The organism is Hydrogenophaga soli (assembly GCF_054777695.1).
Window position 1 is genome coordinate 115,086 of sequence record NZ_BAAHAK010000006.1, and the last position, 21,702, is coordinate 136,787.

At 64.8% G+C, this 21,702-nt stretch carries 21 protein-coding genes and 1 pseudogene; 16 read left to right on the top strand and 6 right to left on the bottom strand.

The features are described from left to right. The first annotated feature begins 13 nt into the window (after positions 1 to 13). From tkt to fba, 5 genes are all read left to right on the top strand, one after another. Positions 14 to 2,029 (top strand): transketolase family protein, encoded by a 2,016-nt coding sequence (gene tkt, locus ACYVB7_RS12400; RefSeq protein ID WP_460508048.1) that lies wholly within the window; start codon positions 14 to 16, stop codon positions 2,027 to 2,029. A 95-nt stretch (positions 2,030 to 2,124) separates the two neighbouring features. After that, positions 2,125 to 2,778 (top strand): HAD family hydrolase, encoded by a 654-nt coding sequence (gene gph, locus ACYVB7_RS12405; protein WP_460508050.1) that lies wholly within the window; start codon positions 2,125 to 2,127, stop codon positions 2,776 to 2,778. Positions 2,779 to 2,926: 148 nt separating this feature from the next. Further along, entirely contained in the window at positions 2,927 to 3,925 is a 999-nt protein-coding gene (gene gap / locus ACYVB7_RS12410; protein ID WP_460508053.1) for a type I glyceraldehyde-3-phosphate dehydrogenase, read from the top strand. Between the two features lie 12 nt (positions 3,926 to 3,937). Then, positions 3,938 to 5,131 carry a phosphoglycerate kinase gene (locus ACYVB7_RS12415; protein ID WP_460508055.1) on the top strand — a complete coding sequence of 398 codons (1,194 nt, stop codon included), beginning with the start codon at positions 3,938 to 3,940 and terminating at the stop codon, positions 5,129 to 5,131. A 90-nt stretch (positions 5,132 to 5,221) separates the two neighbouring features. Next, positions 5,222 to 6,289: a class II fructose-bisphosphate aldolase gene (gene fba, locus ACYVB7_RS12420; RefSeq protein ID WP_460508057.1), complete on the top strand. Its 1,068-nt coding sequence runs from the start codon at positions 5,222 to 5,224 to the stop codon at positions 6,287 to 6,289. Here the strand turns inward: fba and ACYVB7_RS12425 are convergent, their stop codons facing one another. The 4 genes from ACYVB7_RS12425 to ACYVB7_RS12440 form a co-directional block, all read right to left on the bottom strand. Then, positions 6,290 to 6,877 carry a hypothetical protein gene (locus ACYVB7_RS12425; RefSeq protein WP_460508059.1) on the bottom strand — a complete coding sequence of 196 codons (588 nt, stop codon included), beginning with the start codon at positions 6,875 to 6,877 and terminating at the stop codon, positions 6,290 to 6,292. It lies immediately after the preceding gene. Between the two features lie 220 nt (positions 6,878 to 7,097). After that, a complete protein-coding gene (locus tag ACYVB7_RS12430) occupies positions 7,098 to 7,739 on the bottom strand; it encodes a c-type cytochrome (protein WP_460508061.1) in 642 nt (213 codons plus the stop codon). 9 nt (positions 7,740 to 7,748) lie between these two features. Next, entirely contained in the window at positions 7,749 to 9,035 is a 1,287-nt protein-coding gene (locus tag ACYVB7_RS12435; RefSeq protein WP_460508064.1) for an FCSD flavin-binding domain-containing protein, read from the bottom strand. Between the two features lie 21 nt (positions 9,036 to 9,056). After that, a complete protein-coding gene (locus ACYVB7_RS12440) occupies positions 9,057 to 9,368 on the bottom strand; it encodes a c-type cytochrome (protein WP_460508066.1) in 312 nt (103 codons plus the stop codon). Between the two features lie 264 nt (positions 9,369 to 9,632). Here ACYVB7_RS12440 and ACYVB7_RS12445 point away from each other — a divergent pair, with 264 nt between their 5' ends. The 11 genes and pseudogenes from ACYVB7_RS12445 (at position 9,633) to ACYVB7_RS12495 (ending at position 19,217) form a co-directional block, all read left to right on the top strand. Continuing rightward, complete coding sequence (locus ACYVB7_RS12445) at positions 9,633 to 9,998, top strand: ArsR/SmtB family transcription factor (RefSeq protein WP_460508068.1); 366 nt, start codon at positions 9,633 to 9,635, stop codon at positions 9,996 to 9,998. Between the two features lie 53 nt (positions 9,999 to 10,051). Further along, positions 10,052 to 11,323: a sulfite dehydrogenase gene (soxC, locus tag ACYVB7_RS12450; protein WP_460508070.1), complete on the top strand. Its 1,272-nt coding sequence runs from the start codon at positions 10,052 to 10,054 to the stop codon at positions 11,321 to 11,323. After that, positions 11,323 to 12,081: pseudogene (locus ACYVB7_RS12455) on the top strand (c-type cytochrome); the annotation flags it as partial. The gene soxC and the pseudogene ACYVB7_RS12455, both read left to right, overlap by 1 nt. A gap of 50 nt (positions 12,082 to 12,131) precedes the next feature. Then, positions 12,132 to 12,587 (top strand): thiosulfate oxidation carrier protein SoxY, encoded by a 456-nt coding sequence (gene soxY / locus ACYVB7_RS12460; RefSeq protein WP_460508072.1) that lies wholly within the window; start codon positions 12,132 to 12,134, stop codon positions 12,585 to 12,587. 71 nt (positions 12,588 to 12,658) lie between these two features. Next, on the top strand, positions 12,659 to 12,970 hold the full coding sequence (gene soxZ / locus ACYVB7_RS12465; RefSeq protein ID WP_460508074.1) for a thiosulfate oxidation carrier complex protein SoxZ: 312 nt from the start codon (positions 12,659 to 12,661) through the stop codon (positions 12,968 to 12,970). Positions 12,971 to 13,046: 76 nt separating this feature from the next. Beyond that, positions 13,047 to 13,847: a sulfur oxidation c-type cytochrome SoxA gene (gene soxA / locus ACYVB7_RS12470; RefSeq protein WP_460508076.1), complete on the top strand. Its 801-nt coding sequence runs from the start codon at positions 13,047 to 13,049 to the stop codon at positions 13,845 to 13,847. A gap of 12 nt (positions 13,848 to 13,859) precedes the next feature. After that, entirely contained in the window at positions 13,860 to 14,507 is a 648-nt protein-coding gene (soxX, locus tag ACYVB7_RS12475) for a sulfur oxidation c-type cytochrome SoxX (protein WP_460508078.1), read from the top strand. 13 nt (positions 14,508 to 14,520) lie between these two features. Then, a complete protein-coding gene (gene soxB / locus ACYVB7_RS12480) occupies positions 14,521 to 16,245 on the top strand; it encodes a thiosulfohydrolase SoxB (RefSeq protein WP_460508080.1) in 1,725 nt (574 codons plus the stop codon). A gap of 333 nt (positions 16,246 to 16,578) precedes the next feature. Then, positions 16,579 to 17,610, top strand: a complete 1,032-nt coding sequence (locus tag ACYVB7_RS12485; RefSeq protein WP_460508082.1) for a helix-turn-helix domain-containing protein — start codon at positions 16,579 to 16,581, stop codon at positions 17,608 to 17,610. Positions 17,611 to 17,684: 74 nt separating this feature from the next. Beyond that, positions 17,685 to 18,506, top strand: coding sequence for an alpha/beta fold hydrolase (locus ACYVB7_RS12490; protein ID WP_460508350.1), 822 nt, complete (start codon positions 17,685 to 17,687; stop codon positions 18,504 to 18,506). 6 nt (positions 18,507 to 18,512) lie between these two features. Beyond that, a complete protein-coding gene (locus ACYVB7_RS12495; RefSeq protein WP_460508084.1) occupies positions 18,513 to 19,217 on the top strand; it encodes an enoyl-CoA hydratase/isomerase family protein in 705 nt (234 codons plus the stop codon). A gap of 19 nt (positions 19,218 to 19,236) precedes the next feature. Here ACYVB7_RS12495 and ACYVB7_RS12500 read toward each other — a convergent pair whose 3' ends face one another. Further along, positions 19,237 to 20,526 carry an MFS transporter gene (locus ACYVB7_RS12500; protein WP_460508086.1) on the bottom strand — a complete coding sequence of 430 codons (1,290 nt, stop codon included), beginning with the start codon at positions 20,524 to 20,526 and terminating at the stop codon, positions 19,237 to 19,239. 127 nt (positions 20,527 to 20,653) lie between these two features. Then, a complete protein-coding gene (locus ACYVB7_RS12505) occupies positions 20,654 to 21,691 on the bottom strand; it encodes a MerR family transcriptional regulator (RefSeq protein ID WP_460508088.1) in 1,038 nt (345 codons plus the stop codon). Between the last annotated feature and the right edge of the window lie 11 nt (positions 21,692 to 21,702).

Below are 21,702 nucleotides of genomic sequence, written 5' to 3' on the forward strand. Positions count from 1 at the left end.
GGCCCTCCGTCCCATGACCGCCCCCACCCCTGAAATGGCCCGCCAGATGGCCAACGCCATCCGCATCCTGTCTGTCGACGCCATCGAGAAAGCCAAATCCGGCCACCCCGGAGCCCCCATGGGCATGGCCGACATCGCCGAGGTGCTGTGGAACCGCCACCTGCGCCACAACCCCACCAACCCGCATTGGGCCGACCGCGACCGTTTTGTGCTGTCCAACGGCCACGGCTCCATGCTGATCTATGCGCTGCTGCACCTCACCGGCTACGACCTGCCGATGGAAGAAATCAAAAACTTCCGCCAGCTGCACAGCAAGACCGCGGGCCACCCCGAAGTGGGCATCACCCCCGGAGTGGAAACCACCACCGGCCCGCTGGGGCAGGGCATTTCCAACGCCGTGGGCTTTGCCCTGGCCGAAAAGCTGCTGGCTGCGCAGTTCAACAAGCCCGGCCACGGCATCGTGGACCACTACACCTACGCCTTCCTGGGTGACGGCTGCATGATGGAAGGCATCAGCCACGAGGCCTGCGCCCTGGCGGGCACGTTGCGCCTGTCCAAGCTGATTGCCTTCTACGACGACAACGGCATTTCCATCGACGGCCATGTGGAAGGCTGGTTCACCGACGACACGCCCAAGCGCTTCGAAGCCTACGGCTGGAACGTGATCCCGGCGGTGGACGGCCATGACGCCGCCGCCATCGACGCCGCCATCTGTGCCGCACGCGCCCAGGCCGAAAACGCCAACGGCAAGCCCACCCTGATCTGCTGCAAGACCGTCATCGGCAAGGGTTCGCCCAACAAGGCCGGCACGCACGACGTGCACGGTGCCGCACTGGGGGCCGCCGAAATCCAGGCCACCCGCGAAGCCCTGGGCTGGACGGCCGCCCCGTTCGAGATTCCCGCCGACATCGCCGCCGCCTGGGACGCCAAGGCCCGCGGCCAGGCCTCCGAAGCCGCCTGGAACAAGTCCTTCGCCGACTACCGCGCCGCCTTCCCCGCCGAAGCCGCCGAGTTCGAGCGCCGCATGAAGGGTGAACTGCTGCCCGCGTTTGCCGACAAGCTGCCCGAGGTGCTGGCCGCCATCGCCGCCAAGCCCGACGCCTTTGCCACCCGCAAGAGCAGCCAGAACGCGCTGGACGCCCTGGCCCCGCTGGTGCCCGAGTTCTTCGGCGGCAGCGCCGACCTGACCGGCTCCAACCTCACCAACTTCAAGGGCTGCGTCAAGGCCGGTGTGGACACCTGGGGCAACCACCTGAGCTACGGCGTGCGTGAGTTCGGCATGGCCGGCATCATGAACGGCCTGGCACTGCACGGCGGCTTCATCCCCTACGGTGGCACCTTCCTGACCTTCAGCGACTACAGCCGCAACGCCATCCGCATGGCCGCGCTGATGAAGCAGCGCGTGATCCACGTCTTCACCCACGACTCCATCGGCCTGGGCGAAGACGGCCCCACGCACCAGAGCATCGAGCATGTGCCCTCGCTGCGCATCATCCCCGGTGTGGACGTGTGGCGTCCCGCCGACGGGCTGGAAACCGCGGTGGCCTGGGCTGCGTCCATCGAGCGCAAGGACGGCCCCAGCGCCCTGTGCCTGAGCCGCCAGAACCTGCCCCGCCTGACCGAAGCCGCCCAAGCCGACAGCATCCGCAAGGGTGGCTACGTGCTGGCCGAGGGGGTCAACCCCGTGGCCGTGATCCTGGCCACCGGCTCGGAAACCTCGCTGGCCATGGAAGCGCATGCCGCGCTGGCCGCACAAGGCATCAGCACCCGCGTGGTGTCCATGCCCAGCACCAACGTGTTCGACCGCCAGCCCCAGGCCTACCAGGACGCGGTGCTGCCGCTGAACCTGCCCGCGGTGGCCATCGAAGCGGCTCACCCCGACTTCTGGCGCAAATACGTGGGCCGCAGCGGCAAGGTCATTGGCATGCCCACCTTCGGTGAATCCGCCCCCGCCAAGGACCTGTACAAGCACTTCGGCATCACCACCGACGCGGTGGTGGCCGCCGTGCGCGAACTGGTGGGCAAGTGACGCACCAGCGCACCGCCGCCGGGCCGTCCCAAGGCGGGGCAACCCCCCTTGGGAGGGCAGCGACCTGCGGGAGCGTGGGGGGCCAGTTCAGCGCTGTGCTGTTCGACCTGGACGGCACGCTCATCGACACCGCCGCCGAGATTGCCGATGGCGTCAACGACACCCTGGCCGAGCTGGGCTTGCCGTCGGTGACCGAGCAGCAGGTGCGCAGCTGGGTGGGCCACGGCACGCAATCGCTGATGGTGCGCGCCTGTGCCGAGGTGCAGGGCCTCACGGAAGAGGCCGTGCACCAGTCCGGCCAAGTGCCGCGGGTGATGGCGGTGTTTGGCCGTCGCTACCTGGCACGTTGCGGCAGCCGCAGCCGCCTGTACCCCCATGTGCGCGAGGCCTTGGCCCAACTGCGCACGGCGGGCACGCGGTTGGCGGTGGTGACCAACAAGGAGTCGGCCTACACCCAGGTGATTCTGGACGCCCACGGCCTCACGCCCTTGCTGGACCGGGTGGTGTGTGGGGACACCTTTCCCATCCGCAAGCCCGACCCCGCCGGGGTGCTGTCTTGCCTGGAGGGGTTTGGCGTCAGCCGCGAGCAGGCGCTGTTTGTGGGCGATTCGTCGGTGGACGTGGCCACCGCCCGCAACGCGGGGGTGGCGGTGTGGGCGTTACCATACGGTTACAACCTCGGTCAGCCAATCGAGGCCAGCCAGCCTGATCGGGTGGTGGATGATTTTTCGGTTTTTTTTCAAGGCTGAGGCGGTGTGACTCAGCGGGTTTCGGGGTTGCTCGGTGCGTCTGGCCCGTCAGCGATGTGCGGGTTTGTACTGGTAACCTCGGTGTAACGCCAGATTTCGGGTTTCGTTTTTCATTCTTGTTTTTTCATTCTTGTCTTGAGGAGCAAACATGACCATCAAAGTAGGCATCAACGGTTTCGGTCGCATCGGTCGCATGGTGTTCCGGGCTGCGGTCCAGAACTTTTCCGACATTGAGGTGGTGGCCATCAACGACCTGCTGGAACCCGACTACCTGGCCTACATGCTCAAGTACGACAGCGTGCATGGCCGCTTCAAGGGCGAAGTCAGCGTGGACGGCAGCAACCTGATCGTCAACGGCAAGAAGATCCGCCTGACCGCCGTCAAGGACCCGTCCGAACTGAAGTGGGGCGAAGTCGGTGCCGACGTGGTGATCGAGTCCACCGGCATCTTCCTGACCAAGGAAGGCGCACAGAAGCACATCGACGCCGGGGCCAAGAAGGTCATCATGTCCGCCCCCAGCAAGGACGACACCCCCATGTTCGTCTTCGGCGTGAACGACGCCACCTACGTCGGTCAGACCATCATCTCCAATGCGTCGTGCACCACCAACTGTCTGGCGCCAGTGGCCAAGGTGTTGAATGACAAGTGGGGCATCAAGCGCGGCCTGATGACCACCGTGCACGCCGCCACCGCCACGCAAAAGACCGTGGACGGCCCTTCCAACAAAGACTGGCGCGGTGGCCGCGGCATCCTGGAAAACATCATCCCCAGCTCCACCGGTGCCGCCAAGGCCGTGGGCGTGGTGATTCCTGAGCTGAACAAGAAGCTCACCGGCATGTCCTTCCGCGTGCCCACCTCCGACGTGTCGGTGGTGGACCTGACCGTCGAGCTGAACAGCGAAGCCGACTACAAGGACATCTGCGCCGAAATGAAGGCCCAGAGCCAAGGCGCCCTGAAGGGCGTGCTGGGTTACACCGAAGACAAGGTGGTGGCCACCGACTTCCGCGGCGAGCCCTGCACCAGCGTGTTCGACGCCGAGGCCGGCATTGCCCTGGACAAGACCTTCATCAAGGTCGTGTCCTGGTACGACAACGAGTGGGGCTATTCCAACAAGTGCCTGGAAATGGCACGCGTGGTCTCCCGCTGATCGGAGCGCGGCATGAAGTTCCTGCGTTTCTCCGACGTCATTGCCAGCGGCTTTGCCCGCGGCAAGCGCGTGTTCATCCGCGCCGACCTGAACGTGCCCCAGGATGACAACGGCCACATCACCGAGGACACCCGCATCCGTGCCAGCGTGCCCGCGGTGAAGATGGCCTTGGACGCCGGGGCCGCCGTCATGGTCACCAGCCACCTGGGCCGCCCCACCGAGGGCGAGTTCAAGCCCGAGGACAGCCTGGCCCCCGTGGCCACGCGCCTGAGCGAGCTGCTGGGCGTGCCCGTGCGCCTGGTGTCCAACTGGGTGGATGGCGGTTTTGTCTGCGCACCCGGCGAAGTGGTCATGCTGGAAAACTGCCGCCTCAACAAGGGCGAAAAGAAGAACAGCCCCGAACTGGCCGCCAAGCTGGGCAAGCTGTGCGACGTGTTCGTGCACGACGCCTTTGGCACCGCCCACCGCGCCGAAGGCACCACCTACGGCATTGCCGAAACGGCCCCCATCGCCTGCGCCGGCCCGCTGCTGGCCGCCGAGATGGACGCCATTGGCAAGGCCCTGGCCAACCCCAAGCGACCCCTGGCTGCGATCGTGGCGGGCAGCAAGGTCAGCACCAAGCTGACCATCCTGCAAAGCCTGGCCAAGAACGTGGACCAGCTCATTGTGGGTGGCGGCATTGCCAACACCTTCATGCTGGCTGCGGGCCTGAAGATCGGCAAGAGCCTGGCCGAGGCCGATCTGGTGGGCGAAGCCAAGGCCGTCATCGACGCCATGGCCGCCCGCGGGGCCAACGTGCCCATCCCCACCGACGTGGTGGTGGCCAAGGCCTTTGCCGCCGATGCACCGGCCACGGTGAAGAAGGCCACCGAGGTGGCCGACGACGACCTGATTCTGGACATCGGCCCCGAGACCGCCGCGGCCTTGGCCGCGCAGCTCAAGTCCGCGGGCACCATCGTCTGGAACGGTCCGGTGGGTGTGTTCGAGTTTGCCGCCTTCGAAAACGGCACCAAGACCATTGCCGCCGCCATCGCCGAAAGCCCGGCGTTCAGCATTGCCGGCGGGGGCGACACCCTGGCCGCCATTGCCAAGTACGGCATCGAGAAGCAGGTGGGCTACATCTCCACCGGCGGCGGTGCCTTTCTGGAGGTGCTGGAAGGCAAAACCCTGCCGGCCTTCGAGGTGCTGGCCCGCCGCGCCACCTGAGCGTTTTCTGCTTGCTATTTGAACAATAGCTTCCACTGCATACAGAGAAAGCGGTGGAGGCTATTTTTTTACACAACTTAGGAGCCCACCATGGCACTCATTTCCCTGCGCCAGCTGCTGGACCATGCCGCCGAGAACGGCTACGGTCTGCCCGCGTTCAACGTCAACAACATGGAGCAGGTCCAGGCCATCATGATGGCGGCCGATGCCACCAACAGCCCGGTCATCCTGCAAGGTTCGGCCGGGGCCCGTTCGTACGCGGGTGAGCCCTTCCTGCGTCACCTCATCCTGGCCGCGCTGGAAGCCTACCCCCACATTCCCGTGTGCATGCACCAGGACCATGGCGCGTCGCCCGGCGTGTGCTTTCGCTCCATCCAGTCGGGCTTCAGCTCGGTGATGATGGACGGCAGCCTGCGCGAAGACGGCAAAACCCCCGCCAGCTACGAGTACAACGTGGAAGTGACCGCCCGCGTGGCCCAGTTGGCCCACGCCTGTGGCGTGTCGGTGGAAGGTGAGCTGGGTTGCCTGGGCAGCCTGGAAACCGGCAAGGCCGGTGAAGAAGACGGCCACGGTGCCGAAGGCACGCTGGACCATTCCGCGCTGCTGACCGACCCCAACGAGGCCGCCGACTTCGTGGCCAAGACCCAGGTGGATGCGCTGGCCATCGCCATCGGGACCAGCCACGGGGCCTACAAGTTCACGCAAAAGCCCACCGGCAAGGTGCTGCGCATCGACCGCGTGAAGGAAATCCATGCCCGCATTCCCAACGTGCACTTGGTCATGCACGGTTCGTCGTCGGTGCCGGAAGACTGGCTGGCCATCATCAACCAGTACGGTGGTGACATGGGCCAGACCTACGGCGTGCCGGTCGAGGAAATCGTCGAAGGCATCAAGAACGGCGTGCGCAAGATCAACATCGACACCGACCTGCGCATGGCCAGCACCGGCTCCATCCGCCGCCACATGGCCGAAGACCGCAAGAACTTCGACCCCCGCAAGTTCCTGAAGGAAGCCACCAAGGCCATGTCGGGCATCTGCATGCAGCGCTACGAAGCCTTTGGCGCCGCCGGTCAGGCCAGCAAGATCGGCAAGGTCTTCAGCCTGGAAGAGATGCAGAAACGTTACGACAAGGGCGAGCTGGCCCCGCGCATCGCCTGATCAGCAAGGGTTTCGCCGGTCGTACCAGACCACACAAGATGCACTCCCCGAGAGCACGGTGCCCACCGTGCACACGGGGGCGCTGGGCGTTGGCAACGTGACATCGGGAGTGCCTGGCGGGCTGCTGGGGTTCAGTGCTTCGTAGCCCGCCCGGAAGTTGATGGTGTCAATGGTTGCCGTGCCAGGCCCACTTTTCACCCAGGCGTAGCCAATGGGGCCACACACCACGGGGCCCGTCATCCAGCCCACGTCGGTGCCTGTCAGCTCGGTGCCGCTGGTGGTCAATGTTTGCAGCGTGGGCGTGCCATAGGCGTACCCGTCAGAAACCTGCATCAGCGCGCTGCTGCCCACCAGTGCGGACAGCAAGAGCACAAACACCCCGCGCCCGGCCTGACGCCGGATCAGCGCCAACCCGAGCACCGCCAGGCTCACGGCCAGCGCGGCACTCAGCCAGGGTGACAGGGGGACCGCGCTGGTGGCGGGTGCGGTGCTGGTGAAGTTGATGATGACTTGCGACGAAGCCGGTGCTGCCATGCCGAGTGTCATCAGCGTGATGCAGCCCAACGAAAAGGCCAGGTTTTTCTTCATGTGATTGCTGTGCTTGGAGCGTGTGATTTCCCGGTCACACCCTGTGTGCCGGACAGGCCAATGGGCCTGCGCGGCGCATGCTAGGGTCAGCGCGTCACAGCAGCGTCACAAGAAAAAAAGCCATGCCACGGGGTCCGTGGCATGGCTCCAAGCTCCAAACACCCGGGGCGTGAGGCCCTGGGCGCTTTCGCACATCAAATCGGTTGTGGGGCGCGAGGGCTCACTTTCCGCTCAGGTACTCAGCCACCGCATGCATTTCCAGCGCGGTCATTTTTTCGACCACGGTGTGCATGACGGCGTTGTCGTTGGTGCGCTCCCGCTTGTTGAACAGCTTGAGCTGCGTCTCGACATAAGCGGCGATCTGCCGCCCCAGGCGGGGCAGGTGGGCCGCCCCTTCCGCGTTGGTGCCATGGCAGCCCACGCAGGCCGGCACGCCGCTGAACTTGTTGCCGTTGTGGAAGATGTACTGCCCCATGGCGGCCAGCTGGGGTTCCTTGGGTTCTTCGCGGGGCAGCTCCATCTTTTGGTAGTACTGGCCCAGGGCCACCATCTCATCGGGCGTCAGCTTGGCCACCATTTCCACCATGGCCGTGCTTTTGCGCGCCCCCGACTTGAAGGCGTTGAGCTGCTTGGCGATGTACTCGGCGTTCTGCCCGGCCAGGCGGGGAAAAATCTCGCTGGTGGACTCACCATGCGCCCCATGGCACAGGAAGCATGAACCTCCCGCAATCTTCTTGGCACGGGCTTCGTCGGCCTGTGCCCAGGCGGAGGGGCCCGAGAGCAGGCTGCCGACCGCCACCAGGGCGGCCAGCGCGGGGAGGGCGTGGCGGGAGGAGAACAGGCTCACGTCGGTCCTTTGCATGTCGGGGTTTCAGGCCAGGGTGTCGGCCCAGATGTTGCGCGCCCAGGCGTGGGCGTAACGGCCTTCCAGCTCGCTGGCGGCCACCGACACACCACCGGCACCGGCCACGGGCATCATGGTCTTTTTCTCGGCGTCGTAGCGGTGCACGCTGGAGACGTGCACCACGTCTTCGTCGGTCACGAAGCTGTAGCAGGTGTTGGCGTAGATGGGAAGGGCAGGGGGTTCCTTGCCTTGCAGCAACGACACCACGGCGGCGGCACAGGTTTTGGCGTGCTGGTTGGCCATGTGGCCCGATTTGGGCATGGCCGGAGCGATCTGGATGGCGTCGCCCAGCACATGCACGTTCTTGGAGGCTTTGGATTCGAAGGTGAGGAAGTCCACCTCGCACCAACGCTTGTTGGCCGTGGCCAGGCCGGAATTGACGGCGATGTCGCCCGCCCGCATGTCGGGCAGCACGTTCAACACCGAGGCCTTGACGTCGTCCCCAAACTCCAGCTTGGCGGTGAGGGTGGCGGCATCCACGTCCACCACCTTGCTCTTGTTGCGGTAGTCGATGATGCCCTTGTAATGCTCACTCCAGGCCTTCTTGAACAACGCGGCTTTGGAAATCACGTCGTCGTTGGCGTCGAGGATGACGACCTTGCTCTTGGGCTTGGCCTTCTTGAAATAGCTGGCCACCAAGCAGGCGCGCTCATAAGGGCCGGGTGGGCAGCGGTACGGGGCGAGCGGAATGGACAGCACATAGGTGCCCCCATCGGGCATGGCTTCGAGCTGCTTGCGCAGGGCCACGGTCTGCGGGCCGGCTTTCCACGAGTGCAGCACCTTGGCCTGGGCGTCGGCAGAGGCCATGCCGGGCAGGTTTTCGTACATGAAGTCGATGCCGGGTGAGACGATCACGCGGTCAAACGGCAACTCGCCGCCGCCAGCCAGCTTGACCACCTTTTTCTCGGCGTCGATGGCACTGACCCTGTCCTTGACCCGCTTGACGCCATGGCGCCTTTGCAGGTTGTCATAGGGCGTGGTGATGTCGGCCATGGTCTTGTAGCCACCCAGCACCAGGTTGGACATGGGGCAGGACACAAAGGCTTCGTTGGGCTCGACCAGGGTCACGTCCACCGAACCCTCGGAGAACAGGCGCAGGTACTTGGCGGCGGTGGCACCGCCGTAGCCCCCGCCAATGACCACGACCCTGCCGATGCTGGGGCCACTGCCGGTGGTGGCGCAGCCTGACATCAGGCCCACCGTGCCCAGCGCAGACCCGGCACCCAGGGTTTGAACAAATTGACGACGTTGCATGAGGTTCTCTCCGGTCCGGGTTCAGGGGGCTTTTTTGGGCTGAGCGGCGAAGTAGCCGGCAATGTCGGCCAGTTGCTCGTCGGTGTAGCCCTTGGAGAGCTGGTGCATGAGGGTTGCGGGCTTGCGCCCGGCTTTGAAATCCAGCAGCTTTTGCAGCATCTCAGCTTTGTCTTTGCCCGCCAGAGGCTCAATGCCCGGCTGCGCCTGACCGTTGGTGCCGTGGCAGTTGGCGCAGGCCGCTGCCCACACCTTGACTTGGGCCACCTGGGCCTGCGCCAGGGCCGCGCCCAGCGCCAGGGCCGTGCCCAGCAGGATTCGTGACGTGGTGTTCATGTGGTGTGTGTGCTCCATGTGGGGTGAGGCGAAGTCACTTGTATATCAGTGGTTGCCGATATTGCGATTCATGCTAGCGGCTGCGTTCGCTTCCGCGTGATCGTGGAAACCCTGAATGATGCCTGCCTTGTTTTGGCGTACCCTGACATACCCCGCGGGGTTATCAGGGCGTGCCTTGTCAGTGTGTGTTGGGTTTGCGGGTTTACACTAATCCATATATTAGCAACTGCGCATATATTTCCATTCGAGCAAACAAACGGAGACATGGACTTGGCTGCCCCGCAAGAGGTTTTTGAATCTGCCGCACGCTACTTCGGGGTGTTGGCAGAGCCTGCGCGGCTCAAGATCATCCATGCGCTGTGCTGCGAAGAAAAAAGTGTCAACGCCATCATCGCCGCCACCGGCATGGCGCAGGCCAATGCCTCGCGCCACCTGGGGCTGATGTACCAGGCGGGTGTGCTGTCGCGTCGCCGGGAAGGCACGCAGGTGTTTTATCGGGTCACTGAAAACCTGTTTCCGGACCTGTGCCGGACGGTGTCCGCCCAGATCGGGTGCGACCGCACGCAGTGCCCTTCGTCGTCCTCGTTCCCCCTCCAACCAGAAGGAAAAAACAAGTGTCTACAGACTTGAGAGAAGTCATCGGGCGGGTTGTGCCTGCGCCCGAGAACCACCTGAGCCCAGACATGCTCGACAAGGCACGCAAGGCACGGCGCAGCTTCATGGGCAAGGCCCTGGCCATGGGGGCGGGGGTGGCCGCAGCGGCCAAGGCGGGTGCCGTCACGGCGGCGGAGGGGGAAGACGCCATCCTGACCCTGCCCGAGCACACCAAGGGCCTGGGCATGCCCGTGGCCACCAACCCCTATGGCGTGCCCAGCCAGTGGGAAAAGAACCTGGTGCGCCGCGAAAGCCCCGGCCTGACCCGTGTGCCCCAAGCCTCGGTGAGCTTCACGCCGCTGCAGGGCCTGTTCGGCATCATCACGCCCAGCGGTTTGCACTTTGAGCGTCACCACCAGGGCTGGTGGGACATTGACCCCTCCAAACACCGCCTGATGATCAACGGCATGGTCAAGCGCCAGCGCGTGTTCACCATGGACGACCTGATGCGCCTGCCCAGCGTCTCGCGCATCCACTTCATCGAGTGTGGTGCCAACTCCGCCACCGAATGGGGCAACGTGGCGGTGTCGTCGGTGCAGTACTCGCACGGCATGCTGAGCTGCTCGGAATTCACCGGGGTGCTGCTGTCCACGCTGCTGGACATGTGCGGCTACGACAAGAAGAACGCCAAGGTGGTGCTGGCCGAGGGGGCCGACGGCTCTTCCATGACCCGCACCATCGACATCGAGCGCGCCATGGACGACGTGATCGTCGCCTGGGCCATGAACGGCGAAATGCTGCGCCCCGAAAACGGCTACCCGCTGCGCCTGGTGGTGCCGGGTGTGCAGGGCGTGAGCTGGGTGAAATACCTGCGCCGCATCGAGGTGGGCGACGAGCGTTATGCATCCAAGGACGAGGCGGTGCACTACATCGACCACATGCCCGACGGCACCCACCGCCAGTACAGCGGCGTGCAGGAGTGCAAGAGCGTGATCACCACCCCGTCGGCTGGCCAGTTGCTGCTGGACAAGGGCTTTTACAACGTGACCGGCCTGGCCTGGTCGGGCCGCGGCAGCATCAAGCGTGTGGACGTGAGCGTGGACGGTGGCCGAAACTGGCGCACCGCACGGCTGGAAGGGCCCATCCTGCCCAAGGCACTGACGCGTTTCAACATCGACTGGGTGTGGGACGGCAAGCCCGCCATCCTGCAAAGCCGTGCCATCGACAGCACCGGTTATGTGCAGCCCAAGATGAACCAGCTGCGGGCCGTGCGCGGCACCCGTTCGGTCTACCACCAAAACGCCATCCAGTCCTGGAAAGTGGCTGAAAACGGCGAAGTCTCCAACGTGCAGGTGTTCTGATGAAAAACCCCTTCCAACTTTCTGCGGTGGCCGTGGTGCTGGGCGCACTGTGCGCGGGCTCCGCGCTGGCCGACTCCAAAACCGCCCTCATGGCCGTTGGGCGTGACGCCACGCCCGCCGAGGTCAAGGCCTGGGACATCGACGTGCGCCCCGACTTCAAGGGCCTGCCCAAGGGCTCCGGCAGCGTGGCGCAGGGCGAAGCCATCTGGGAAGACAAGTGCGCGGTTTGCCACGGCCAGTTTGGCGAGTCCAACGAGGTGTTCACCCCCATCATTGGTGGCACCACGGCGGATGACATCAAGACCGGTCGGGTCAAAGGCCTGGTGGAAGGGCAAAAGAGCACCGCACCGCAAAAAACCACCCTCATGAAGGTGGCCACGGTGTCCACCCTGTTCGACTACATCAACCGTGCCATGCCCTGGACGGCCCCCAAGTCCCTGTCCACCGACGAGGTGTACAGCGTGCTGGCCTACCTGCTGAGCCTGGCCGAGGTGGTGCCGCAGGACTACACGCTGTCTGACAAGAACATGGCCGACGTTCAGGCCCGCATGCCCAACCGCAACGGCATGGTGTTCTACAAGGACATGTGGAAAGCCAACGGCAAGGGGGATGTGAAAAACGTGGCCTGCATGAACAACTGCCCGACCGACGTGAAGATCACCTCCGTGCTGCCCGACTACGCCAAGAGCGCCCAGGGCAACCTGGTGGAGCAAAACCGCCTGGTGGGACCGGTGCGGGGCGTGGACACCACCAAGCCTGCGGGCCAATGACCGTCATCTGTCGTTTCAATTTCAACAAGGAGTTCAACATGAACAGCACCCGCCGCTCCGTCATCAAGACGACCAGCGCATTCGGCACCCTGATTGCCTTGGGTCTGGTGACCCAGAGCCAGGCGCAGGCCGCCGTGGACCGCGCCGCCTTTGACGTCAAAACCCTGGCCGACGCCCTCAAGGCCCTGGGGGGCACGCCCGCCACCAGCGACCAGGTCACTGTGATTGCCCCCGACATCGCCGAAAACGGTGCTGTGGTGCCCGTGGGCGCCACCAGCAACATCCCCAACACCACCGACATCTACCTGATCGTCGAAAAAAACCCCACGCCGCTGGCCGCCGGGTTCGAGATTCCCGCCGGGACCGAGGCTTCCGTGCAGACCCGCCTGAAGATGGGCCAGTCCACCAACGTGCTGGCCGTGGTCAAGGCCGATGGCAAGTGGTTCTCTGCCACCAAGGAAACCAAGGTCACCCTGGGCGGTTGCGGCGGCTGATCCGCTGCCGTCACCGTCTCTGACCTTCAGGTCGCATCAACACCCCATTCATTCAAGTCAGGAGTCCAGTCATGGCAGATCCAATGCGCATCCGTGCCGCCAACAAGGACGGCGTGGTCGAAGTCCGTGTCCTCATGTCCCACCCCATGGAGTCGGGTCTCCGCAAGGACGCTTCCGGCGCCGTGGTGCCCGCCCACTACATCAAGGACCTGGAAGCCACCTGCAACGGCAAGACCGTGCTCAAGGCCCAGTTCAGCGGCGCCGTGTCGCAAAACCCCTTCCTGTCGTTCAAGTTCAAGGGCGGCAACAAGGGCGACAAGGTGTCGGTCAAGTGGGTGGACAGCAAGGGCGACAGCCGCACCGACGAGGCCGCCATCGCCTGATGGGCGATGACGCGCTTCCCAGGCCCTTCCCGGGGGAGGGCTGGTTTTTTGTATTTCCTTGCCCGGAGACAACACAATGAAAAGACGCATTCTGGCGATGGGTGCCCTGTTGGGGTTGGCGGCAGCCTCGGCCCAAGCACAAGATTCCGCAGCCGCTGGCATCGCCAAGTTCCGTGAAATGCTGGCCGACGGCAACCCCGCCGAGCTGTTCGAAATGAAGGGTGAAGACCTCTGGAAACAGAAGCGCGGCCCCAAGAACGTGTCGCTGGAACAGTGCGATCTGGGCCTGGGCCCAGGTGTTGTCAAAGGCGCATTTGTCCAGTTGCCCAAGTACTTTGCCGACACCGGCAAGGTGCAAGATCTCGAAACCCGCTTGGTCACCTGCATGGAAAAGCTGCAAGGCTTTGACGCGGCCACCCTTTACAAAACGCCCTATGGCAAAGGTGAACAGGTGACCCTCACCGCACTGGCCACCTGGATCGGTGGTGAGTCCAAGGGCATGCGCTTCTCGGTGACCGCGGACAACAAGCACATGGCCGACATGTACGAAGTGGGCAAACGCCTGTTTTTCCACCGTGCCGGTCCGCACGATTTCTCCTGCGCCACCTGCCATGGCCAGGATGACAAGCGGATTCGCTTGCAGGACCTGCCCAACCTGACCAAGAACCCAGGCGATGGCGTGGGATTCGCGGCATGGCCGGCCTACCGCATTTCCAACTCCGAAATGTGGCCCATGCAAAAGCGCCTGAACGACTGCTACCGCCAGCAACGTTTCCCGGAGCCGAAGTGGGGCAGTGACGCCACCATCGCCCTGAGCGTGTACATGGGCGTCAATGCCAAGGGCGCCGAATCCATTGTTCCTGCCCTGAAGCGTTGAGGAGACCCTGACATGAAAAAAATGATGTGGACCCTGGTTCCTCTGACCGCCGCCATCCTCGCGGGCTGCGCCGTTCGTGGCGGTGGTGCCGATCACGACAAGCTGGCTGCCGCCGTCACCCAGGCGTCGTTCCAGGACAAGAACGGCGTCAAGGTCGAGCGCTTGAAGCAGGACGACCTGATGGCCGCCTGCAGTGCCGCCGATGTGGCGGGCAAGCCGGTGGACGAAAAAACCGCCAAGGCCATCGAGGCCGCCGCCATGAAGACCATCCAATGGCCCGCCGATGGCAAATTCCTGGGCGACTGGAAAGAGGGCGAAAAAATCGCCCAGAGCGGCCGGGGCATGACCTGGTCCGATGACGCCAAGGTGGTCAACGGGGGCAATTGCTACAACTGCCACCAGATCGACAAGAAGGAAATCTCCTACGGCACCATCGGCCCCAGCCTCTGGAACTACGGCAAGTTGCGTGGCGTGACTGACCCCAACGCCGAAGCCGCCAAGGCCATCGTGGAGTACACCTGGGGCAAGATCTGGAACCCGCATGCGTACAACGCGTGTTCCCTCATGCCCCGTGCTGGCCACAACGGTGTGCTGAACCCGCAGCAGATCCAGCACGTCATGGCCTTGCTGCTGGACCCCAAGTCCCCCGTCAACCAGTGACAAGGATCCTTTCATGAGCTTTTCGCGCCGCGAATTCATGCAGGTGCTGGCCGTGGCCAGCGCGGGCGGCATGGCCCTGGACCACCAAGACGTGCTGGCCGCCAAGCCCGGCGCGGTGGGCAAGCTGTACGACCTGCCCAAGTTTGGCAACGTCAGTTTCCTGCACTTCACCGACTGCCATGCGCAGCTGATGCCCATCCACTTCCGCGAGCCCAACGTCAACCTGGGTGTGTCGGAAGCGGTGGGCCGCCCGCCGCACATCGTGGGCGAAGGGTTGCTCAAGCACTTTGGCATCCGCCCGGGCACGGCGGAGGCGCACGCCTTCACCTACCTCAACTTCGAGAAGGCCGCCAAGACCTACGGCAAGGTGGGGGGGTTTGCCCACCTGGCCACGCTCATCAAGATGCTGCGCGCCAGCCGCCCGCAGGCCATGCTGCTCGACGGTGGCGACACCTGGCAGGGCAGTGCCACCGCGCTGTGGACCAACGGGCAAGACATGGTCGACGCCTGCAAGTTGCTGCGCGTGGACGCCATGTGCCCGCACTGGGAGTTCACCTACGGCGAGCAGCGCGTGACCGAAATCATCGAAAAGGACTTTGACGGCAAGCTGAACTTCCTGGCGCAGAACGTCAAGACCAAGGACTTTGGCGACCCGGTGTTCAAGCCCTACGTCATCCGGGAAATGAACGGCGTGCCCGTGGCCGTGATCGGCCAGGCCTTTCCGTACACCCCCATCGCCAACCCCAGCTACATGGTGCCCAACTGGAGCTTCGGCATCCAGGACGACAACATGCAGAAGATGGTGGACGAGGTGCGGGCCAAGGGCGCACAGGCCGTGGTCGTCATCAGCCACAACGGCATGGACGTGGACCTCAAGATGGCCTCGCGCGTGACCGGCATCGACGCCATTTTGGGCGGCCACACCCACGACGGCATGCCCGCCCCCCTGGTGGTGAAAAACGCCAAGGGCCAGACGCTGGTGACCAACGCGGGCTCCAACAGCAAGTTCCTGGGCGTGCTCGACTTCGACGTGCGCGGCGGCAAGGTGCAGGACTTCCGCTACAAGCTGCTGCCCGTGTTCGCCAACCTGCTCCCGGCTGATGCCGAGATGCAGGCCTACATCGACAAGGTGCGTGCGCCCTTCAAGGCCAAGCTGGACGAAACGCTGGCCGTCTCCGAAGGCCTGCTGTACCGCCGGGGCAACTTCAACGGCTCGTGGGACCAGCTCATCGTGGACGCGCTGATGGAGGTGAAGGGTGCCGACATGGCCTTCTCCCCCGGCTTCCGCTGGGGCACCACCATCCTGCCAGGCCAGGCCATCACCCGCGAGCTGATGATGGACCAGGTGGCCATCACCTATCCCGCCAGCACGCTGACCGAAATGACCGGCGAAACCATCAAGACGGTCATGGAAGACGTGTGCGACAACCTCTTCAACCCCGACCCCTACTACCAGCAGGGCGGTGACATGGTGCGCGTGGGGGGCCTGCAATACACCTGCGACCCCAAGGCCGGTGCGGGCAAACGCATCAACAACATGATGCTCAACGGCAAACCCATCGACGCCGACAAGAAGTACAAGGTGGCCGGCTGGGCTCCGGTGGCCGAGGGGGCCAAGGGTGACCCCATCTGGGACGTGATGGAGGCCTACTTCAAGAACCACAAGACCATCAGCCCGCGCAAGATCAACACCCCCAAGCTGGTGGGCATGGACGGCAACCCCGGCATGGCCGCTTGAGTGCTTGCTGGATTGAACGAAAAAGGCGCCTCTGGCGCTTTTTTCATTTGGGGTGTTTGCTATTGTTTTTGATTTTTCCCGTGCCGAGCAGAAAGGCACCTCCATGGAGGCTGAATGGGCACACAACGGATGGAGTGGCGCCATTCATGCATCATCACCGGCATGCGGGGCCTGGCCGGGTGGTGCGTGTGTGCACAAAAGGCCCCGTGACCTTGTTGACCGACTCCCATGCGCCCATTCCAACGTTTCCACCGTTTCCACCGCGTTGCCGTTTTGGCCATCAGCCTGCTTGCCACCGTTGGTTTTGCTGCATCGACGCCCGATCAGGGCCCGGTGCCGAACCGTTCGGACAACGGCGCAGGCATCCCGCCTTACGTTGCCAAAGCGGGCCGCTCACGGCCCGTGGTGGTGGTGGTCGGGGAGAACACGTTCACCGAGGTGACCGACTACGTCATTCCCTATGGGGTGCTGCGTGAATCTGGCGTGGCCGACGTGTTTGCGCTGGCCACACAGGCAGGCCCGATCCAGATGTTTCCGGCGCTGAAAATTCGACCGCATGCCACCGTTCAAGCGTTCGACACCCGCTTTCCCGAAGGGGCCGACTACGTCATCGTGCCCGCCGTGCATCGCACGGAAGACGCCGCGTTGCTGGGCTGGGTCAGGAGCCAGGCGGCCAAAGGCGCCACCATCGTGGGCGTGTGCGACGGCGTTTGGGTGGTGGCCCATGCGGGCCTGCTCAAGGGGCGTCGGGCCGTGGGGCACTGGTACTCGTTCGGTGATTTGGAGGCGAAGTTCCCCGACACCACGTGGGTGCGCAATCGGCGTTATGTGGCACAAGACAAGGTCGTCACCACCACGGGGGTGACCGCGTCGATTCCGGTGTCGCTGGCCCTGGTGGAGGCCATGGGCGGGCATGAGCGAGCGGTTTCCGTCGCACGCGCCCTGGGCGTGCCTGACTGGAGTGCCTCCCACCAGAGCGACCACTTCAAGCTGGGGGCGCGCCACATGCTCACCGCCGCGAGCAACTGGCTGGCGTTCTGGTCGCACGAGGAGATTGGCGTTCCCATTTCACCGGGCGTGAACGACGTGGCGTTGGCGCTCACGGTGGACGCCTACTCGCGCACCTACCGCTCCACGGCGGTGTCCGTCTCGCCCACCGCGGACGAGGTGCGCACCCGCGGTGGGTTGCTGATTGTTCCGGACCGGGTGGCGGGGGACCCCAAGGCACCCCGTCGCACCCTGAAGCCACTGGGTGACACAACACCCGTCACCGCCCTGGACGCCGCGCTGAGGGACATTGCCGACACCCAAGGCCCCGCCACATCCGCGTTTGTGGCCTTGCAAATGGAGTACCCCCAGCCGTGAGCCAAGACCATTTCGTCGCCGCCGCATCCGTCACCTCCCGCTACCTCAACTGCGCCGGGCGAGAGCTTCATTTCATGGACTGGGGCAGTGCCGGGGCCACACCGGTGGTGGCCTGGCATGGCCTGGCCCGCACCGGGCGCGACATGGACGAACTGGCCCAGCACCTGGCGGTGGCGGGTTACCGCGTCATTTGCCCCGACACGGTGGGCCGGGGCCTGAGCCAGTGGGCCAGCGACCCGGCGCAGCAGTACCAGTTGTCGTATTACGCGGCCCAGGCACGTGACCTGCTGGACCAATTGGGCCTGGACCGCGTGCACTGGGTGGGCACCTCCATGGGCGGGGCCATTGGCACGGTGTGTGCCGGAGGCTGGGCCGAGCCCAGCCTGAAGGGCCGCATCCGCAGCCTGGTGCTCAACGACAACGCGCCGCAGCTGGCGCAACCGGCCATCGAGCGCATCAAGGCCTACGCGGGGCAGCCCCCGGCCTTTGACACCGTGGCCGAGCTGGAAGCCTTTTTCCGACAGGTCTACAAACCCTATGGCTGGTTGAGCGACCTTCAATGGCGGCGGCTGACCGAAACCTCCACCCGCCGCCTGCCCGATGGCCGGGTGACCCCGCACTACGACCCGGCCATGGTTCAGCAGTTTGTGAACCACCCCAACGACTACGTCATCTGGGACGCTTACGACGCCATCACCATCCCGGTGTTGTGTCTGCGCGGGGCCGAGTCCGATTTGGTGCTGAAAGACACGGTGGCGCAGATGCACACCCGGGGGCCGGGTGCCCGTGGGCAGCTCACGGTGGTGGAGGTGCCGGGCTGCGGCCATGCCCCCGCGCTCAACGTGCCCGACCAGCTGGACACCGTCACCGCCTTTCTGCGGGCGTCTGAACGCTGACCCGCCATGACCGAACCCACATTGCGCATCGAGCGCCAGGACGCGGTGCTGACCCTGGTGCTGAACCGACCCACCAAACTCAACGCCATCGACAACGAGCTGGCCGCCGCCTTGCTGGATGCGCTGAACGCCGCCGCCCTTGACCCCCAGGTGCGTGTGGTCCGCCTGCAAGGGCAGGGGCGGGCCTTCTGCGCCGGGCGCGACGTGAGTGCCGCCCCCACCGACCGTGACCTGGAGCTGGTGCAGGCCGTGTCCCAAGCCCTGGTGAACCTGCCCCAGCCCGTGGTGGCCGCCGTGCACGGCTGGACGCTGGGGGCCGGGCTGGAATGGATGATGAATGCCGACCTGGTGTTCGCCGCCGACAACACCCGCTTCAAACTGCCCGAGGCATCGCTGGGCGTGTTCGTCACCGGCGGGCTCACGGCCATCCTGCCCGCCACGGCCGGGCTGGCCCGGGCCAAGGCCCTCATGTTGTTGGGCGACGAGTTCAACGCCCGCCAAGCCGTGGAATGGGGCCTGATCCATGCCGCCGTGCCGGTGGACGAACTGGCCACGGCCTCATGGTCGGCCTGCTCCCGTTTGGCGGCCTTGCAGCCTGCGGTGGCCCGCGAGTTCAAACGGGTGTTGAACCAGGTGGGCCTGCCGGGATTCCAGGCCGCGGTGCAGGCCGAGTCGGCGGCACAGGGCCTGTTGGCCGCTGTTTCAGCCTGAAGACCACAGGCGCACAGAGTCAGTGCGGGGCGGTCTGCGGTGTGTCGGCCACCGCCCTCACCGGGGTGGCCACGAGGGCAAGCAAAGCCAGGCAGGTCAGCAGCCCGCCCGTGCCCAGGAACAGCTGGGGCAGGGTGATGGTGCGCAGCACCCAGCCTGCGACGGCCCCCGACAGGGGGGCCAAACCCAGGAAGATGAACATGAACATGCTCATCACGCGCCCCATCAACGGTGCCGGTGTGCGCTGTTGCAGCCAACTGAAGATGGCCACTTGCATGAACCCGCCCAGCACACCGATGGCGCCCAGCAGCACCGCCCCTTGCCAGGTGGCGTGGATGAGGCCCAGTGGCATGAACAACAGGCCCACAGCCACGTCCACCGCCAGCATGGTGCTGCCCAGCGTTCCCCAGCGCAGGCCGGGCCGTGCGCTGGCCACGGCCATGCCCAGCAGCGTTCCGGCTCCATGCGCCCCCAGCAGGATGCCCAAGGCCGCGGCTCCCAGGTTCAGCGTACTGGCCAGCACGGGCACGGCAATGTGCACCGGCCCCGTGATGAGCACGGCCACCGCCCCCCAGTACATGAAGCACAGGCGCATGTCGCGGTCGTTCCACAGATGTCGCAGGCCCGAGAGCACTGCTGCCCACATGGCAGTGTGAGCGGGCGGAGTGGCATTGGCCACGGGGGCAGGTTCGTCGGGTCTGCGAGGCTGCACATGGGCCAACGTCCAGGCCGACAGCAGGAAGGACAACGCATCCACCCCAAAGGCCACGCCCAGGCCCGTGGCGTCGGTCACCGCTCCTGCTGTGGCGGTGCCCTCAGGACCGTCGCCAAACACCATGATCAGCAGACCAGCCAACAGCGGGCCCAGAAACATGGACACCTGGCGCAGCCCCATCATCGCCCCGTTGGCCGCAGGCAGATGGGCCCTCTCCATCACATGTGGCAGCATGGACGTGGCCGACGGGATGCTGAACGCGGTGGACAGGCCAATTGCAAACGCCAGGACGTACACGCCCCAGAGCGTCAGCCCTCCCCACAGCACCAGGGCGGCGAGGGCCGCCAGCAGCAGGGTGTTGACGTGTTTGGTGGCCATCAGGACCTTTTTGGGAGAGTAGCGGTCCACCACCGCCCCGCCAATCAGGATGAAGGCGGCGCGGGGCAGGCTCATCAGGCCCAGCACAGTGCCCAGCACCAATGGGTCGCCCGTCATGCGCAACACCAGCCAAGGCAACGCCACCAGGGTGAACTGGTCGCCCAGCAAGGAAATGACGGCGCCCGCCATCAACCAGCGGAAGTTCCGGTCGCGCATCAGTGTGGCACGGTCAATTTTTTGGGGGTGGTTTGGTGTGGGCAGTGGCGGCTTCATCATTCATTCCTTGGATGAGTTCTGTGAAATCGCCATGGTCGGCCCTGACGCAACGTCAGGGTCAAGCACTTCACGTTTCAGGGGGCAGCAGGGTGGACAACAAGGGGTGCTCTTGCGCGATCAGGGCCTGCTTGATCCAGTTCAGCGCTTCGGGAGCAAACACGGTGGTGCCGTTGAGCAGCGGTTCGACGGTGTAGGCCACCAGCATCTTTCGCAGCAACGTGGGCTGATCGCCACACACGCCGAGCATCAACTGCTCCCAGCGGCCGATCAGGTCCCGTGCGGCGGGACTGGTCAGGTCTGTGTGAGATTCACGCAGTGCGATGGCGTCGCGGCTGAGCTGGTCGATGGCCGCTTGGGGCACGGTGCGCAGAGTGTGCAGCTCGGCCAGGGTCATGTGTCGCAGCATGGCGGCCATGCGCAAGCCGATGGCGGCGTTGATGAAGCCCACCACCTCGGGGCCCGGGCCGTTCTTGAACTGTCCCACGGGCTCGGCGTTGTACATGGTTCCCCAACGTTCAATCAGCTGGAAGTCGTCGTCCATCATTTCCAGGGTGAGGTTCATCCAGCGCAGCGCCAACGACTGCACCGGCGGGCTGTGGGGGGAGAGCGACTGGCCCATGGCCACTCGCACGTCGGCAATCAGGCGTTCCCAGATCGCGGCCTGAGCCTTGCGGTTGTCGAGGATGCGTTTGAGTTCCGCCGCACTGAAGTACTTGGCGTAAGTGGCCATGAGCGACAGCGTGGACAACCAGTCCGCCATGTCGGGTTCGCTGCCGGTGGTCAGGCGCTCTTGCAGCAGTTGCAGCCGTGCACGCAGCTCGGTGGCGCGGGTGATTTCGTGGTCCAGTGCTCGGACTTGGCGGGCCATGGTGTCGCCCAAGCCTTCTCCGCCACGGTCCAGCATGTCACCCACTTCGGCCAGTGAAAGCCCCAGGTGACGCAAGGCCTGCACCGCGTGCAGCCGCGCAACGTCGCCCTGGTTGTAGAGCCGATAACCGGCCTCCGACCGAGCAGAGGGCTTGAGCAGCCCGATGGTGTCGTAATGGTGCAGCGTGCGCACCGTCAGCCCGGTGCGGGCGGCCAGCTCGCCAACTTTGAGCAACAACACGTGGCTTC